13 protein-coding genes and 1 tRNA gene are annotated in these 14,357 nt (G+C 59.5%); 11 read left to right on the top strand and 3 right to left on the bottom strand.

What is annotated here, in order from left to right; all coding sequences use genetic code 11:
* The first annotated feature begins 3 nt into the window (after nucleotides 1–3).
* Nucleotides 4–1,110, top strand: coding sequence for an agmatine deiminase (gene aguA / locus LAB08_RS01280; RefSeq protein WP_096513894.1), 1,107 nt, complete (start codon nucleotides 4–6; stop codon nucleotides 1,108–1,110).
* Between the two features lie 245 nt (nucleotides 1,111–1,355).
* Entirely contained in the window at nucleotides 1,356–1,568 is a 213-nt protein-coding gene (locus tag LAB08_RS01285) for a hypothetical protein (protein ID WP_096513893.1), read from the top strand.
* 186 nt (nucleotides 1,569–1,754) lie between these two features.
* On the opposite strand, the gene LAB08_RS01290 is transcribed toward LAB08_RS01285, so the two are convergent.
* Nucleotides 1,755–3,848, bottom strand: coding sequence for a TonB-dependent receptor (locus LAB08_RS01290; protein WP_096513892.1), 2,094 nt, complete (start codon nucleotides 3,846–3,848; stop codon nucleotides 1,755–1,757).
* A 251-nt stretch (nucleotides 3,849–4,099) separates the two neighbouring features.
* Here LAB08_RS01290 and LAB08_RS01295 point away from each other — a divergent pair, with 251 nt between their 5' ends.
* The 9 genes from LAB08_RS01295 (at nucleotide 4,100) to LAB08_RS01335 (ending at nucleotide 12,717) form a co-directional block, all read left to right on the top strand.
* Nucleotides 4,100–4,771, top strand: coding sequence for a DsbA family protein (locus LAB08_RS01295; RefSeq protein WP_096513891.1), 672 nt, complete (start codon nucleotides 4,100–4,102; stop codon nucleotides 4,769–4,771).
* A gap of 260 nt (nucleotides 4,772–5,031) precedes the next feature.
* Nucleotides 5,032–6,318: an OprD family porin gene (locus LAB08_RS01300; protein ID WP_096513890.1), complete on the top strand. Its 1,287-nt coding sequence runs from the start codon at nucleotides 5,032–5,034 to the stop codon at nucleotides 6,316–6,318.
* Between the two features lie 296 nt (nucleotides 6,319–6,614).
* Nucleotides 6,615–7,628, top strand: a complete 1,014-nt coding sequence (locus LAB08_RS01305) for a 2-keto-3-deoxygluconate permease (protein WP_096513889.1) — start codon at nucleotides 6,615–6,617, stop codon at nucleotides 7,626–7,628.
* Nucleotides 7,625–8,905: a four-carbon acid sugar kinase family protein gene (locus LAB08_RS01310; RefSeq protein ID WP_096513888.1), complete on the top strand. Its 1,281-nt coding sequence runs from the start codon at nucleotides 7,625–7,627 to the stop codon at nucleotides 8,903–8,905. The genes LAB08_RS01305 and LAB08_RS01310 overlap by 4 nt, the downstream gene beginning before the upstream one ends.
* Before the next feature lie 5 nt (nucleotides 8,906–8,910).
* Nucleotides 8,911–9,912: a 4-hydroxythreonine-4-phosphate dehydrogenase PdxA gene (pdxA, locus tag LAB08_RS01315; RefSeq protein ID WP_096513887.1), complete on the top strand. Its 1,002-nt coding sequence runs from the start codon at nucleotides 8,911–8,913 to the stop codon at nucleotides 9,910–9,912.
* A 55-nt stretch (nucleotides 9,913–9,967) separates the two neighbouring features.
* Nucleotides 9,968–10,747 (top strand): DeoR/GlpR family DNA-binding transcription regulator, encoded by a 780-nt coding sequence (locus tag LAB08_RS01320; RefSeq protein WP_096513886.1) that lies wholly within the window; start codon nucleotides 9,968–9,970, stop codon nucleotides 10,745–10,747.
* 345 nt (nucleotides 10,748–11,092) lie between these two features.
* Nucleotides 11,093–11,311, top strand: coding sequence for a tautomerase family protein (locus tag LAB08_RS01325; protein WP_056852134.1), 219 nt, complete (start codon nucleotides 11,093–11,095; stop codon nucleotides 11,309–11,311).
* Nucleotides 11,308–11,964, top strand: coding sequence for a DsbA family oxidoreductase (locus tag LAB08_RS01330; protein ID WP_096513885.1), 657 nt, complete (start codon nucleotides 11,308–11,310; stop codon nucleotides 11,962–11,964). Before LAB08_RS01325 ends, LAB08_RS01330 begins: the two co-directional genes overlap by 4 nt.
* Before the next feature lie 42 nt (nucleotides 11,965–12,006).
* Nucleotides 12,007–12,717, top strand: coding sequence for an SDR family NAD(P)-dependent oxidoreductase (locus tag LAB08_RS01335; protein ID WP_096513884.1), 711 nt, complete (start codon nucleotides 12,007–12,009; stop codon nucleotides 12,715–12,717).
* A 65-nt stretch (nucleotides 12,718–12,782) separates the two neighbouring features.
* On the opposite strand, the gene LAB08_RS01340 is transcribed toward LAB08_RS01335, so the two are convergent.
* Nucleotides 12,783–12,858: transfer RNA gene (locus LAB08_RS01340), tRNA-Thr, on the bottom strand.
* A 130-nt stretch (nucleotides 12,859–12,988) separates the two neighbouring features.
* The gene (locus LAB08_RS01345) at nucleotides 12,989–14,230 is read right to left on the bottom strand and encodes a nucleoside deaminase (RefSeq protein WP_096513883.1); all 1,242 of its coding nucleotides are present in this window, start codon (nucleotides 14,228–14,230) and stop codon (nucleotides 12,989–12,991) included.
* Nucleotides 14,231–14,357: the final 127 nt, after the last annotated feature.

Genomic DNA, 14,357 nt, shown 5'->3' on the forward strand with positions numbered 1-14,357 from the left:
GACATGACCACTTTGAATAGCACCCCTCGCGCCGACGGCTTTTACATGCCGGCCGAATGGGCACCCCAGACCCAGACCTGGATGATCTGGCCCGAGCGTCCGGACAACTGGCGCCTGGGCGGCAAACCGGCGCAAGCCGCGCATGTGGCGGTGGCCAAGGCCATTGCCCGTTTCGAACCGGTTACCGTGGCAGTGTCCGCCGGCCAGTACGAAAACGCCCGTGCCCGCCTGGACGTACCGAACATCCGCGTGGTGGAGATGTCCAGTGATGACGCCTGGGTCCGGGACACCGGCCCGACGTTCGTCATCAATAAGAGTGGCGAAGTCCGTGGCGTGAACTGGGACTTCAATTCCTGGGGCGGCTTCGACGGTGGCCTGTACTCGCCGTGGAACCGCGACTCGCAAGTGGGTGGCAAGATCCTCGAGATCGAACGCAGCCCGCGCTATCGTACCGAGGGCTTTGTGCTCGAAGGCGGTTCGATCCACGTCGATGGCGAAGGCACGCTGATCACCACCGAAGAATGCCTGCTCAACCGCAATCGCAATCCGCACCTGAACCGTGCGGAAATCGAAGCGGTGCTGAAGGACAATCTGGCTGTGGATAAAATCATCTGGCTGCCGGACGGTTTGTTCAACGACGAAACCGACGGCCATGTGGATAACTTCTGCTGCTACGTGCGTCCGGGTGAAGTGCTGCTGGCGTGGACCGACGACCCGCAGGACCCGAACTACCCGCGCTGCCAGGCGGCAATGAAAGTGCTGCAAGGCAGCACCGACGCCAAGGGGCGCCCGTTCACGGTGCACAAGATGCCCATTCCGGGGCCGCTGTACGCGACCGAGGAAGAGTGCGCCGGTGTCGATCCGGTAGATGGCACCCAGGAGCGTAACCCGTCGGTGCGCCTGGCCGGTTCCTACGTGAACTTCCTGATCGTCAACGGCGGCATCATCGCCCCGAGCTTCGATGACCCGCTGGATGGTCCCGCCAAGGAGATCTTGCAGGCGCTGTTCCCGCAGCACGAAGTGGTGATGGTGCCCGGTCGCGAACTGTTACTGGGCGGCGGCAATATTCACTGCCTTACCCAACAGCAACCAGCGCCGCACAAAGAGTGAGTGAGCTCGTAACAGCCTGAGTTGATTGCGAAATCATTCAGGCAAACGTTTTCACTGATTTGCTCGCACAGAGCCCGCAGCCCTACAGGACTGCGGGCTTTTTTGTATCCGCTGGTCGACAGTTGAGGCAGGTTGGCATAGCTCTTGTATCGCTCAGGCTGCAAAACAGGGAGGGGGAGAACTTAGTCGTTCTGTCATAAACCTTGGATAAGTTAGCCGCTCACAAACCAGGAGAGAGCGCTGAAATGAACGCCGAAGTGAATGTTGTGAGCGAGCGGGCGTTGCATCCCCTGGCAGTCAATGGCGAATCGCTCCAGATCCTGGCGCACTGGTTCAAGTCCAATGGAACGCGTCAGATCAGCGAGACTGATCCGCGCCGGACGATGATCGAGCGCTACCCCGCTGGTTTATTCAGCGAAGCGGAGCTGGATGCGTTGTGGGATGTGATGGAAGGATAAGAAGAAAAACAACGGATTGATCAACAAAAGCGCTGCCAGGATGGCAGCGCTTTTTTTATGGACGATCAATGGAGATCACCTGTGGGAGCGAGCCTGCTCGCGAAGACGGACGGACAGTCAATATCGATGTTGAATGTGATGGCCTCTTCGCGAGCAGGCTCGCTCCCACAGGTTTTGGTGGTGTGCTTAGAAACTGTAAGTTCCAGTTACTACCACGCTCCGTGGTTCACCCGGCTGGATCTGCGCCGCACTGGTGGCCGACGAGTAGTAAGTTTTGTCGCTGATATTGTTCAACGCCGCACGCAAATTCCAATCCTTCTGCCGGAACCCGGCCAGGGCGTCCCAACGGCCATATCCTGGCAACACGGTAGTGTTGAGGTTATCGGCATAACGATCACCCACCAGGGTCAAACCGGTCTCGGCGTACCAGCCCATTTCCGGTTTCCAGGTCAGGAACAGGCTGCCGTTGTGCTTGGCCACGTTACTGATGCGCTTGCCTTCAAAGCCGTTGTTGTCCTTTTCGACCGTTGCGTCCTGTACGCCCACACCGCCGCGCACGTACCAGTTGCCGGTGATCTTGCCGCTGGCGGTCAACTCGATCCCGCGGGAACGTTGCTGGCCGGTGAGCAAGGTGACGGTGGGGTTGTTCGGATCGCTGGTGCGGCGGTTGTAGAGTTCCAGTTCGTAGATCGCCAGCGTGGTGCTCAGGCGATCGTCCAGCCAGTCACTCTTCACGCCGATTTCTTTCTGCTTGGTCAGCTCGGGGCTCAGGTCATTGGTGTTACCGGCCGCACCCGGGGTAATACCGATCAAGCCACCGCCGACCGGTGAAAACGTCTTCGACCAGGAGGCGTAGAAGGAATGATTCTGCAGTGGCGTCCAGACCAGACCTACACGTGGACTGGTGCTATGGCTGTCACGGTCTTCGGAAATATCCCGCAGCTTGTTGGTCGACTCGATGTCGAAGGTGTCGTAACGCAAACCGGCGAGCAGTTGCCATTGATCGTTCAGTTGCAGTTGATCCTGCACATACACCGCACGGCTTTCGACTTCGGTGTGGGAGCTGCTGCTGACCTGCATGCGCCCGGTGTGGCGCAAGTCGCGGTTTGGACTGTTGAGGTCCAGCGACGGTACGGGGGAGCTGCCCGGCCCGGAAGTGGCGGCGGTGTACAAGGTCGGATCGCGCCGTTGGCTGCCGATTTCGATCCCGGTCAGCAGGCGATGTTCCAGGCTGAAGGTATCGAAACCGCCTTCCAGCTCAACATTGTTGTAGATGTTGCGGGTGGTCAGGTCCTGTTGCCAGTGCTGACGCGTGACCTGGTTGGTTGCCGGGGTGTAGCCGGTCAGGTAGGTGTTGTCGAAGTCGCTGTTGAGCTTGAACACGCCCAGGGTCTGACGCAGTTGCCAGTTGTCGCTGAGCTCATAAGTGAGTTTCGAGCGCAGGGATTGCGACTTGTCGTCGATGAAATCGTGCTCGCTACCGTAGGTCGTATCGCGCCCCACGTCCGCCGGTCGTCCGTTTACCCCGGGGATACCGCGATCCGGCGTACGGTTGTAACGGCTGTATTCGTACTGCACCAACCAGTTCAGGTCAGGGGTCAGTTGCCAGCTCATCGACGGCGCGAACAATTGGCGATTGCCGCTCACGCCATCGCGGAAGCTGTTCTGGTCCATGTTGCCCATGTTCAGACGCAGGCTGATGTTCTCGGAGGGATCGGTACTGAGGTCGGCATACAGGCTGCGCAGATCGTCGCTGCCACCCTGGGCTTCGATTGTCGAACGGCGACCGAACTCCGGCAACTTGCTCACCCGATTGACGATGCCGCCCTGGCTGCCACGGCCATACAACACCGCAGCCGGGCCCTTGAGCACGTCGATGCGTTCTATGTTGTGCAAATCGCGAACGTACTGGCTGTCGTCACGGATGCCGTCGAGGTAGAAATCGTTGCTGGCGTCGAAGCCGCGGATACGCAGGCTGTCGAAGCGGGTGTCGGCGCCGCTGCTGACGTTGGGAATGCCACTCAACGCAGTACCCAGATCGTTGGTGCCGTAATCGACCACGTTCGTGGTTTTGATCGAATCGATGGCTTGGGGAACGTAGCGCACCGGCGTGTTGGTGCGGGTTGCGGTGTTGGTTTCTTGTACACGCGGATCATCCGCCTTAGCTTCAGCGCTGATGGCCGTGGCGGGTAATGTGGTAGGCGCAGCGCAAGCGAAACCGGCAGACAGGACAGCAGAAAGCCCAAGTGTGACGGGCGTGAGACGCAAGGGGGCAGGCATTTAAAAACGCATCCGAGAGGGTGGGAAATTCAAGGTCGCGAATGGTAATGCTTTGCATTTACTTCGGTTAATTATTCTTGAAGAGTTCCCTCGATTGATTGTTTCTAATTGTGTCGAGTTTGTTACAGAAGATTGTTCCAGCTCATTCGACCGATTCACGGAACAGACTGAGAACCATTGCGGCGTTTTTCTGAAACGAACATAGGACTACGCTGCCGGCATCCCGTAACCCGATCCTGCCGGAGCTTTCCATGATCCTTCATTACCTCTACGACCCGTTGTGCGGCTGGTGCTACGGCGCAGAACCGTTGGTGCAGGCCGCTCGAGCGGTATTGCCAGTGGTCGCCCATGGCGGTGGCATGATGAGTGGCGCCAATCGGCAAAACGTTTCTGCACAACTGCGCGATTACGTCATGCCCCACGACCGACGCATTGCCGAATACACCGGCCAGCCATTTGGCGTCGCGTACTTCGAAGGATTGCTGCGCGACCACACGGCGGTATTCGATTCGACACCGCCCATTGCTGCCGTGCTGGCCGCCGAGCAAATGGCCGGGCGCGGACTGGAATTGCTGGGGCGTTTGCAGGCGGCCCACTATGTGGAAGGTCGGCGCATCGCTGACGAAGCGGTCCTGTTTGAACTCGCCTACGGTATCGGCCTGCAACCTCAGGCCTTCGAAGCGGCTTATAACGCCGTCGACACGGCGGCGCATATCAAGGACAGCCGAACACTCCTGGGTAAATTGGGCGGGCAGGGTTTCCCGACCTTTGCCCTGGAGCATGATGGTCAGTTCACCTTGATCGACATCGGACCATGGCTCGGCAAGCCGCAAGATTTTGCGGCGTGGTTAAGTCAGTCGATGCCTGCTCAAACCTCATCCGCTTCCGCGCAAATGTGTGGGCTCACTGGCTGCGCCAATTGATTATTCCTGCCACGTAAAGTGTTTTCTTAGACGTTTTTCGCCTGATTACAGACGATTCATGAAATTGACACATCCTTAAGGGCGCGGCTACGATTCGCGCCAACGCCTGTGGCAGACCGCCATGACCCAAAAATTATAAAAAGGCCCGCCGCGAGTGATCGTGGGCGGGCCTTTTTGATTGCGGAGTGAAAAAAGAGCGCGATAGTGCCATTTCAGTCGTTCGACACAGCGCGTTTCAACTTCGTAATAAGGAAAACAAAATGTTGAACAAGCGAATCAGCCTGATCGCTCTGGGGATTTTGAGCGCTTCACAGGCCATGGCTAACGACCAGGCCGAATCCAAGGGATTTGTCGAAGACAGCAGCCTCAAAGTGCTGCTGCGCAACGCCTACATGAACCGTGACTTCAAAGACGGCAACGCCGATAAGTCCGAGTGGGGCCAAGCGGCCATCGGCACGTTCTCGTCCGGCTTCACCCAAGGCACCATCGGGGTGGGCGTGGATGCCTTCGGCCTGTACGCACTCAATCTGGAGCGCAACGAGAGTCGCAGCGGCGCGCAAGGGATCGACTTTTTCAAAAGAGGTGATAGCGGCGAGCCAGCTGATGACCTGTCCAAAGGTGGTGCGGCCGTCAAATTCCGTCTGTCCAGCACCACGCTGACCTACGGCGACCAGATGCCGGCCCTGCCGGTGTTGAGCTACGACAACGGGCGTCTGTTGCCGGAAAGCTACACCGGTACCCTGATCACCTCCAAGGAGATCAAGGGCCTGGAGCTGAACGCCGGACGTTTCACCGCCGAATCGCGTAAAAGCGCCGAAGGCCGAGACAGCGGTGGCCTGAAGTCGATCAACGTGTTGGGCGGCAGCTACCAGTTCACCGAACAGTTCAAGGCTGCCCTGTACGCGTCCGACGTCGAAGACGTGCTGAAGAAGCAATACGTGAACGCCAACTACGTGTTCCCGCTGGCCAAGGATCAGTCCCTGACCCTGGACTTCAACGGCTATCGCACCAAGCTGGACGATTCCTATGTTCGCGAAGTCGGTGCTACCGGCGACGACAACAACATCTGGAGCCTGGCAGCTGTCTACGCCACGGGTCCGCACTCGTTCACCCTCGGCTACCAGCGCAGCACCGGCGACAGCAACCTGGGCTATCCGTACGGCGGCTACCAGAAAGACCAGAACCGCGTCGGCGACGGTGGCAACACCATCTACCTGGCCAACTCCTACTGGTCCGACTTCAACGCCGAAGACGAACGCAGCTGGCAACTGGGCTACGGCCTGGACTTCAGCACCTTCGGTGTTCCGGGGCTGAGCTACAACTTCGCCTATGTACGCGGTGACAACATTACAACCTCCACCAGCGATGGCGGCACCGAGCGCGAAATCTTCAACCAGTTCAAATACGTCGTGCAAAGCGGCCCGGCCAAAGACCTGAGCGTGAAACTGCGCAGTTCGATCCTGCGCGTGTCGCAGAAGTCGAGCGAGTACAACGTCAGCGGTAATGAAGTGCGTGTGTTTGTGGATTATCCGATCAACATTTTCTGATGATCGGTTGTGGTGTTGAGGCCTGATTCAAAGGCTGAGAAAGAAGAAGCCCCGACTGGTTCGGGGCTTTTTTTGCGTGTTGCAAGGCTCTGGCCCGCACCGCGGGAGGGACTTGAGTCCGCTGGTTGAACGAGTTTTCCATCCAAAATGATTGAATTGATCATCTGGAATGATTGATTTGCGCAAATAGAAGCGATGACCTAAGATAAATTTGACTGAATCAATCATGATTTGATCGGTTCAGTCAGTTTCGAGGTGATGCACGTCTTGCCAAACAATTATAAAAGGAGACCCTCGTGGCCCAGATCCCAATCAAGCGCACCATTGAACGCATCCCCGGCGGCATGATGATCGTGCCTCTGCTTATCGGTTCGCTGGTGGCAACCTTCCTGCCTGACACCCCCAAGTTTTTCGGTTCATTCACCAACGCGCTGTTCACCGGTGCATTGCCCATTCTGGCGGTGTTCTATGTGTGCATGGGCGCAAGCATCAACATCAAATCCACGCCTTACCTGCTGAAAAAAGGCGGCACGCTGCTGGCGACCAAAGTCGGCATCGCCGTACTCATCGGCATTGTGCTTGGGCACTTTTTGGGTGAGCAGCCGATTTCCTCGGGGCTCTTCGCCGGCGTCTCTACATTGGCAGTGGTCGCGGCGATGAACGACACCAACGGCGGCTTGTACATGGCGTTGATGGGGCAGTACGGTCGTTCGGAAGACGTCGGTGCGTACTCGGTGATGTCGCTGGAGTCAGGGCCTTTTCTGACCATGGTGACTCTCGGCATCGCCGGTCTGTCGGCCTTCCCTTGGCCGACGCTGGTCGGCAGCATTCTGCCGCTGGCTCTTGGCATGTTGCTGGGTAACCTCGACCGTGACATGCGCGACTTCCTGGCCAAAGCCGTGCCAGTGATGATCCCGTTCTTCGCCTTGGCCCTCGGTGCGAGCCTGGATTTGCATAACGTCTGGCAGGCCGGTTTGCTGGGTCTGGGTATGGGTGTGGCGGTTGTCGTGCTGACCGGTATCCCGTTGTTCTTCGCCGATCGGTTGACTGGCGGCACCGGCGTCGCCGGTGTTGCGGCGGCCACCACCGCCGGGAATGCCGCCGCCGTGCCTGCGCTGATCGCGGCGGCCAATCCGGTGTATGCCGAGGCCGCCAAGAGCGCGACCATACTGGTGGCAGCCTGCGTTGTGGTAACCGCAATTCTCGCCCCGGTGCTCACGGCAGCAGTCGCCAAACGCGTGCAACAGCGCAACCCTGTCGTCATACCCGAGCCGAGTATCGAACCGCAAAAGCGGGAAGCCTTGCGATGAGTATTCTGATCATCGCAGACGATCTGTCCGGCGCGGCGGATTGCGCCATCGGCTTTGCCAGTGCCGGACTGCAGACGGTGGTGACGCTCGACGCCTTGAATGATCAGCCCGATGCGCAGGTGATTGCCGCCGACACCGACACGCGACGCCTGTCTCCCGAACAGGCCGCCGAGCGTACCGTCGCGGCGTTCAAGGCCCTGCATAAACCCGGGCAGCGGCTGTACAAAAAAATCGATTCGACCTTGCGCGGTAATTGGGCAGCCGAAGTCGCCGCCCTGCAACCGTTGGCAGGTCTGGCCATCGTCGCCCCGGCGTTTCCTGCTACCGGGCGCACATTGCGCGGTGGCCGGGTATTTGTGAACGGCCAGCCGCTGGAAACCACCGATACCTGGAAGCTGGAAAACGCCGATCGTCCGGCGGATGTCGAGTCCATGCTTATCGCCGCCGGCCTGAGCACAGCCAAGCTCGACCTCGACACATTGCGCGGCAATCCGGATGTGCTCGTGCATCATTTCGCTGAACTCGCCCGCAGTGGTACGCAGGCAGTGATTGTCGATGCGCAAACCGAAAACGATTTGCTGACCCTGGCGCGATTGACCGCGACGCTGGACCAGGCGCTGTTCTGGATCGGCTCGGGCGGCCTGGCCCGGGAAATCGCCCGGCTGTCCGACTTTTTCGACACGCCAGCCCGTCGTGTAGAAACCACCGATGGTGAATACAATCAGGCGCCGATTCTCGTGTTGGTTGGCAGTCTCTCCGGTGTCTGCGAACGTCAATGCACGGTACTGAAAGAGCAGGGTGGGCTGAGCGAATTGATCGTTCCGCCCGCGGTTCTGCGCCAAGGCATCAGCCATCAAGACTGGGCGACCTGGCAGGCACGTATTGGCGAACAGCTCGACGGCTGGAGCGACCTGCTGCTGCGCATTGGCCGCGATGAAACGTTCGATCCGCATGAAGGTGCGCACCTCTCGACCATGTTGGCCGCGCTGGTCGAACCGCACTTCGTCAAGGTCGGTGGCTTGATCGCCACGGGCGGCGAAACGGCGCGAGCCATCTTGACCACGGTCGGCATCGACAGCCTGCAACTGCTGACGGAAGTCGAAGCCGGGGTGGCCTTCGGTCGACCCTCCGCCTCCCGTCATGGCTATCGCCCGGCAATCATTACCAAGGCGGGCGCGTTCGGCACCGACCGCGCCTTGTATGCGGCATGGCAACACCTGAGCGAAACCAACGATCGCTCCCAGCCCAAACGCCCACGAATCCAGGGACTCGAATGAACACTATGAGCAACTACCTCCCCATCATTGGCATCACCATGGGCGACGCTTCGGGTGTCGGTCCGGAAATCATCGTCAAGAGCCTGACCCACGACATCGTCTACCAACAATGCCGGCCACTGGTGATCGGGGATGCGCGACGCCTGGAACAAGCCAACGTGATCGTCGGCGGCAATGCCAAAGTGCGCCGTATCGAAGATGCCTCCCAAGCGCTTTACGAGGCCGGCATCATCGATTGCATCGACCTCGATCTGATCCCCGACGACCTGCCGTTCGGCGAGCTGTCGCCCATTGCCGGTGACGCCGCTTATCAATACATCGCCCGCGCCGTGGAGCTGGCCGAGGCCAAGCAGATCGATGCAATCTGCACCGCGCCGCTGAACAAGGAAGCGCTGCACGCCGGCGGCCACAAGTACCCCGGTCACACCGAAATGCTCGCGCACCTGACCCACGTCGACGAGGTGTCGATGATGCTGGTGGCGCCGCAGCTGCGGGTGATTCACGTCACGACCCACATCGGCATCATCGACGCGATCCGCAAGATCGAGCCGGGCCTGGTCCAGCGCACCATCGAACGCGGCAACGCCACGTTGATCAAGGCAGGCATCGCCCGCCCGCGGATTGGCGTGTGCGGGATCAACCCGCATGCCGGTGAAAACGGCCTGTTCGGTTATGGCGAAGAGGAAGAAAAAATCATCCCGGCGGTGAAGCTGTTGCAGGAGCGCGGCCTCGATGTGACCGGCCCGTTGCCGGCCGACACGCTGTTCTTCCGCGCCGGTCGCGGCGACTTCGATCTGGTGGTGGCGATGTATCACGACCAGGGTCACGGCCCGGTCAAAGTGCTGGGCCTCGAAGCCGGGGTGAACGTGACCGTCGGCCTGGAAGTGATCCGCACCTCGGTCGATCACGGCACCGCTTTCGATATCGCCGGCAAGGGCATCGCCGATGAGCGCAGCTTGCTCGAAGCATTGCGCCAGGGCGCGGAACTGGCCACGCGACGGGGATGAGGTGCAGCGGCGCTGTCGTGTAAGATCGACCACCGTCCAAACAACGAGACCCGCCATGAAAGTGTCCGAACGCCACCGCGCCATCCTCGAACTCGTGCGCATCGGCGATGCCAACGTCGAGCAATTGAGCGCGGCGCTCGGGGTTTCGGAAGCGACCGTGCGGCGCGACCTGACCATGCTCGCCAAGCAGCGGCATCTGGTGCGCACCTATGGCGGCGCCACTGCCGTGGTGGGCGTGCATGAGCCGGAAGCGTCGCTGGAAGAACGCAAGACCAGCCAGTGGGAACAGAAAGATGCCATCGCCCTTGCAGCGGCGGCCCATGTTCACGACGGCGACACCGTCCTGCTCGACGGCGGCACCACCTGCGCGGCGCTGGCTCATCACCTGTGCTCGCGCCAGGACGTGCACGTGGTCACCAATAACCTGCTCGCCGTGATGACCCTGGCCAACGCACCCGGCGTGCGCCTGACCTTGATCGGCGGCGATCTGCGCGGTTCGAGCATGAGCACGTTAGGGCCATTGGCGGAACTGACGCTGAGCCGTTTGAGCGTCGACAAAGCCTTCCTCGGTGCGGACGGCGTCGTCGCGGAGTTCGGCTTGTGTGAGGCGAGTGCACAGCAGGCGTATCTCAAGGAATGCATCATCAAGCGGGCTGCGCAGATCGTTGTGTTGGCCGATACCGACAAATTGGGTCGTGCGCGGCAGCAGCATTGGACGCCGATTGAGCGGGAGTGGCGATTGATCACCGGTGCCACTGCTGATGAAGCTGCGCTCACGCCGTTTCGTGCCATTGCGCAAATCACGGTGGAAACCGTGATCGTCGATAACGACTAATCGAACTGTAGGAGCCCGGCTTGCCGGCGATAGCGTCTTCAAGAACGCTATCGCCGGCAAGCCGGGCTCCTACGAAAAGCGTTTATATGCTTGAGCCGAAACAACAAAAGCCCCGAATGATTCGGGGCTTTTTCGTGCTGTTGAAATTCTCCTGTCACCGAAACTCGATTTTGGTAACACGTGTCGCCTGCGGCGACATGTTCCTCATTGTTTACTTGGTTGCTCATTACACCACGTAACTAATGATGTTCCCGTCACCACCTTTATCCCCTTCAGTGAACACCCTACATTGAGCTCCAACGCCTCTCCCATCATCCCGACGGGAAGGTCACTGGAGATTCCTCAATGCCTTTCGTAAGTGTCCGCATCACCCGCGACGGGGTTACCACTGAGCAGAAAGCTCAGGTGATCGCCGAAATCACTGAAACACTGGAACGCGTCCTCAATAAACGCCCTGACCTGACCCACATCGTGATCGAGGAAGTCGACACCGATAACTGGGGCTACGCCGGGATCACCACCACCCAGTACCGCAAACAACTGGCGGAAGAGGGGCAGTCATGACGACGTCGGTGACCATCGATTTCGTCTCCGATGTGGTGTGCCCATGGTGCGCCCTGGGGGCGACGGCGCTGGAGCAGGCAATCGAGAACGTGGCGGGCGAGGTGTCGGTGGAGCTGACCTATAAGCCTTTCGAACTGAACCCGAACATGCCGCCCGAAGGCGAGAAAGCCGTCGAGCACCTGATGCGCAAGTACGGGCGCACTGCCGAAGACGTCGCTTCCGGCAAAAAGATGCAGATCGAACGCGGCGCGGCCATCGGCTTCAAGTTCGATCTGGAGAAGCGCAGCCACTTCTACAACACCTTTGACGCTCACCGGTTGTTGCTCTGGGCGCTGGAGGAAGGGCGTCAGGTGGCGCTGAAGAAGATTCTGCTTCGCGCTTATTTCAGCGAAGGCCAGAACCCGAGTGATCAGCAGACGCTGGTGCGGTTGGCGGGTGAAGCCGGCTTGGATGAGGCCCAGGCACGCAACGTGTTGGAGTCCGGTGCGTTTGCCGACGAAGTGCGTGAGCTTGAGGAGTTTTACCGCCAGCGCGGCATCAATTCGGTCCCGGCCATGGTGTTGAACGGCCGTCACCTGGTGTCCGGTTCGCAGTCGGTCGAGTACTACGAACAAATGTTGAGACAAATGGCGACGGCCTCCGCCGAAGCCTGATTCATCGAATTTCAAATCCCACTATTGTCAGAGGTATTCATCATGAGCAATTCGAAAAAAGTCATCGTCATCACTGGCGCATCCCAAGGTCTCGGCGACGGCATGGTCAAGGCCTTCCGTGAACTCGGTTACCAGATCGTCGCCACTTCGCGTTCGATCAAGCCGTCCACTGACCCGGACATCCTCACCGTGGCTGGCGACATCGGCGAACCGGCAACCGCCCAGCGTGTGATTCGTGAAGCCATCGCCCGTTTCGGCCGTATCGACACCCTGGTCAACAACGCCGGGATATTCATCGCCAAACCGTTTACCGCCTACACCGCTGAAGACTATGCCAATGTGCTGTCGGTGAACGTCAACGGCTTCTTCTACATCACCCAACTGGCCATCGCCGAGATGGAAAAACAGGGCAGCGGTCACGTCGTCAGCATCACCACCAGCCTGGTTGATCACGCCATCGACGGCGTGCCATCGGTACTGGCCTCGCTGACCAAAGGCGGCCTGAACGCGGCGACCAAATCCCTGGCGATCGAATACGCCAAGCGCGGCATTCGGGTCAACGCGGTTTCGCCTGGCATCATCAAAACCCCGATGCACGGCGAAGAAACCCACGCCGCATTGGGCGCGCTGCACCCGGTCGGGCACATGGGCGAGATCGAAGACATTGCCAACGCAGTCGTGTACCTGGACGGCGCCAAGTTTGTCACTGGCGAAATCCTGCACGTCGATGGTGGTCAGAGCGCGGGTCACTAAGACCTGGGTTTTCAAACGGTAGAAACAACAAAGCCCCTGCATTTCTGCAGGGGCTTTGTTTTGTATGGTGCCGGCACCAGGAATCGAACCCGGGACCTACTGATTACAAGTCAGTTGCTCTACCATCTGAGCTATACCGGCGTGTCAGGGCGACGATTATAGCGATTGGGCAGGTTCTGTAAACCCCTGAATTCTGACTATTTTTGCGCGGGTGAAAGGCCAGTCCCGCGACGTCTTGTACGGGACTGGCCGGGGTGAGTGTTTTACAGGGTTACACGCCGCTTTTGACGGCGTTGATCAGGTCCTGGCTCAGCACCTGTGCAGGCGCGACTTGCACGCTTTGGGTGTAGAACGGCGGCAGGTTCTGGGCCAGTGTCGACAATGCTTGCGCGGTGGTATTGCCCGGCAGCAGCACGTATTGCAGGTTGGACGGATAGCTCTGGGGCACGGGGCCTTCCATGGTCGAACCGTAGGCGCCAAACGTCATCACGGCTTGTGGCGTGGTGGGGTCGGGGGCATAGAGGAAGACGAAGGTGCCGTACTTCGGATGCGTCAGGTATTGCTCGGCCTGTGCGCGAACCGCCGGGTCGGGGTCGTTCATCAGGGTCCAGCGCATGACCGCATAGTTGCGGGTAGTTTCCATGAATGCTGTGCGAATCGGCGACTGATTCTCCGCGCCTCCCAGACACACCAGCAGGTTGCCGAACGGATCGATCAGCGCTACCGAGTTGAATACCGCGCTTTGCTGCGCGGTCTTGAGCAATGGCGGGGCGAGTTCAGCGCCGGGATCACGCGGGTTGGTTGATTTCACGGTCAGCGCGAACGGGCTGAGCGCCGTCAGTGCCTGACGCACTTTGCTGTTGGCTGGCAGGGTGGCCGGGTTTTGCAGTTGATCCGGCGGCAGGCCGCTGTTGTTACTGGCCTCGCGCACCGTGTTGACGCTGGCGGAGAAGATCGAGCTGCAGAGGAAGTACGCCGCCGAATCGATCGTCTGGCCGCCGAACACCGGGCTGGTGGAGCCTTGATAGGCGCGGCTGACCGGCGCTGCAATCGCGTAATAACCCCAGGTAGCCTGAGCTTGCTGGCGGATCTGCGGCGGCAGTGATGGAAAGGTGAACTGGCTGTTGTAGTTGATGCCTGCGTAGTCATCAATCGCACTGACGGCGACGTTGAATCCTGCTGTCAGCAGCGAACCGGCGCACATGGCGCAAGGGTCAAGCGTGGTCACGACGGTCAGTTGGTTGGGCGGTGGCAGGTTCAGTGGCGCGACATTTTCGTAGTACCAGTCCACCAGTTGTCGTTCACCGTGGGCGGTCGGGTCATGGGGCAGGAAGTAAGTGGTGCCGCTGCCGGGAAATGGCATCAGCACGTTGTTGTGCAGCGCAGCGATGACCTCGCCGGTTGCGTTGTTGATGATGGCGCCGCCCACGGCGAAGGTTTGCTGCAGGGCAGCGTAAATGGCTTGGTTGGCGACGGTATCGACAGCTTCCTGCGCACTGTTCAATGTGCTCATGTTTTCCCAGCTCCTTGCTGTACTGGCGTCAGAGAATTCTGACGCTTGGCAAAGATAGTTGAGGTTCTCAGCGGCGATTATGTTCTTTTGGCTTAACGCTTATGCACAACGGGGAAATCAGGCACAT

Origin of the sequence: Pseudomonas izuensis (assembly GCF_002356535.2) — a bacterium.
Classification (GTDB): Bacteria; Pseudomonadota; Gammaproteobacteria; order Pseudomonadales; family Pseudomonadaceae; genus Aquipseudomonas; species Aquipseudomonas izuensis.

Bases quoted from the DNA above. Each gene is read 5' to 3' on its own strand.
- aguA (WP_096513894.1), top strand. From the start codon at position 4: ATGACCACTTTGAATAGCACCCCTCGCGCCGACGGCTTTTACATGCCG.
- LAB08_RS01285 (WP_096513893.1), top strand. From the start codon at position 1,356: ATGAACGCCGAAGTGAATGTTGTGAGCGAGCGGGCGTTGCATCCCCTG.
- LAB08_RS01290 (WP_096513892.1), bottom strand. From the start codon at position 3,848: ATGCCTGCCCCCTTGCGTCTCACGCCCGTCACACTTGGGCTTTCTGCT.
- LAB08_RS01295 (WP_096513891.1), top strand. From the start codon at position 4,100: ATGATCCTTCATTACCTCTACGACCCGTTGTGCGGCTGGTGCTACGGC.
- LAB08_RS01300 (WP_096513890.1), top strand. From the start codon at position 5,032: ATGTTGAACAAGCGAATCAGCCTGATCGCTCTGGGGATTTTGAGCGCT.
- LAB08_RS01310 (WP_096513888.1), top strand. From the start codon at position 7,625: ATGAGTATTCTGATCATCGCAGACGATCTGTCCGGCGCGGCGGATTGC.
- pdxA (WP_096513887.1), top strand. From the start codon at position 8,911: ATGAGCAACTACCTCCCCATCATTGGCATCACCATGGGCGACGCTTCG.
- LAB08_RS01320 (WP_096513886.1), top strand. From the start codon at position 9,968: ATGAAAGTGTCCGAACGCCACCGCGCCATCCTCGAACTCGTGCGCATC.
- LAB08_RS01325 (WP_056852134.1), top strand. From the start codon at position 11,093: ATGCCTTTCGTAAGTGTCCGCATCACCCGCGACGGGGTTACCACTGAG.
- LAB08_RS01330 (WP_096513885.1), top strand. From the start codon at position 11,308: ATGACGACGTCGGTGACCATCGATTTCGTCTCCGATGTGGTGTGCCCA.
- LAB08_RS01335 (WP_096513884.1), top strand. From the start codon at position 12,007: ATGAGCAATTCGAAAAAAGTCATCGTCATCACTGGCGCATCCCAAGGT.
- LAB08_RS01345 (WP_096513883.1), bottom strand. From the start codon at position 14,230: ATGAGCACATTGAACAGTGCGCAGGAAGCTGTCGATACCGTCGCCAAC.